At 47.9% G+C, this 1,577-nt stretch carries 1 protein-coding gene; it reads right to left on the bottom strand.

The annotated features are described in order from the left end of the window. Positions 1-163: 163 nt before the first annotated feature. Complete coding sequence (locus B9A24_RS00655; RefSeq protein ID WP_084443176.1) at positions 164-1,285, bottom strand: DUF4142 domain-containing protein; 1,122 nt, start codon at positions 1,283-1,285, stop codon at positions 164-166. Positions 1,286-1,577: the final 292 nt, after the last annotated feature.

The raw sequence follows: 1,577 nt of genomic DNA, 5'->3' as shown, positions 1-1,577 counted from the left end.
CCATCCCTTACAGGCACTCCCTCCACCTTGATTTAGACCACCGCCCTTTTTTAGCCCACCCGCATTTTCTGATGCGGACGTATTAAAAGTAATGGGGCTTCGGAAAGATCCGAAGCCCCATTACGTGGCTCTTTTGAAGCTTGTTTAATTTTTCACGAAAGCGCTATTTCAATTTCTTCGCCTGCTCAAGGTGCGTGGCCACATGCGCCCGGGTGTCAGTTAAATGCTTTTTTAACGCTTCATTCTTCGCTTGCGGAAGAAGTTTGTCATCGATCATGGCCAGTACGTCGTTGTGGCCTTTCGTCATTGCATCTATATAAGCACTTCCAAATTCTTTCTCATCCAGCGTTACCAGCGTTGCAAGTTGTGTTGCACCTTTCACATATAAATCATCAACAGCCTTTGTATTGCTGGGCGTCACATTGATTGTCTGGCCCAGTTTCATGGTTTTAACGGCGTTTTCGCCATGCTCTTTGTGTAGCATTTTGGCATAGTCCATCGCGGGCTGTTCGAGTGCTTTTGTTTGGGCCTGCGCGGCGGCAAGTACTTCGTTCATGTCCACTGCGATAATAAAGGCAAGCACTTCGGCATCAGTGCCCTCCGTTCCGGGCACCATGCGGCGAGGCGAACCGGGAACAATAGGCTTATCAGGGAAGAGAACATTTTCAGTGGGCGGAGCAAACTGAAGTTTTTCAACGTAGGCAGGGTGCTTGCCAAGCACATCGTCTGTTACGTTGGTGCCAAATGCCATACGTGCTGCTTCCACCGTTTTTGTGCCGTTAATGATGTCACGGGCCAGGTTAAGGGTCAGCACGTTGTGGCCTTCCAGATCGCAACGGGCCGACATTTCTCCATTTGTTTTATGGATGGTCATACTGGCATCGAAGGCGACCAGTTCATCAATTTTATCCGTGGGCACATTGTAGGCAACCGTATGCTCCAGAAAATCCATGTGCGGTAAAGGAAAGTTATGAGGCATTTCCTTTTTTGTTACCATAATGCGCTTGTAAGGACCGGCATTGTGCCAGACAATCGACTCCGATGAAACCTCAACAGGCTCCCCGTACTTGTCCATCATTTGCTTAACAGCGAGCCTGGGGCGAGCAGGCCAGTCGGACAAATCAGGCATGTCTGTTTTGTTACCACCCATGGCCGACTTATCCGTGCTGGTTTCACTTTTGTCATCAATAGCCGCGTTTCCAGCCGGGCCTGGCTCATTGCAACTAAATAGGGTGCCTAATCCTGCAATTAGCAGGACGGCCATGGGTTTTGAATTTGTTTTCATCTGTAGTGGTAATGTTGGTGGTAGAGTGGGTGGACAGTAGCTGATTTTTGGGTTACACCCCTTCACAGCTTGGTGAAAGGCCTTCTCATCGGCTGAAAAAAGAGAGCATTTAGGCCTAAACCCAGAAATTCTTCCCCCGGTAAAACTTTAAATACTTACTGTCCAAACACTCTCGGAAGCGAGCGAGAACGTGCAGTAGTTAAAGATTTAACGATTTCGTTAATGGTATTTAGACGTAATATTTATCAAATAGGTTGGGCGGTGGTCTAAGACGCTGGTTGAGTTAACAAAA

Origin of the sequence: Hymenobacter roseosalivarius DSM 11622 (assembly GCF_900176135.1) — a bacterium.
GTDB lineage: Bacteria > Bacteroidota > Bacteroidia > Cytophagales > Hymenobacteraceae > Hymenobacter > Hymenobacter roseosalivarius.
This window is presented reverse-complemented; position numbering and strand designations above follow the sequence as displayed.

Excerpts from the sequence above, each read along its gene's own strand:
- B9A24_RS00655 (WP_084443176.1), bottom strand. The coding sequence starts at position 1,285 with ATGAAAACAAATTCAAAACCCATGGCCGTCCTGCTAATTGCAGGATTA.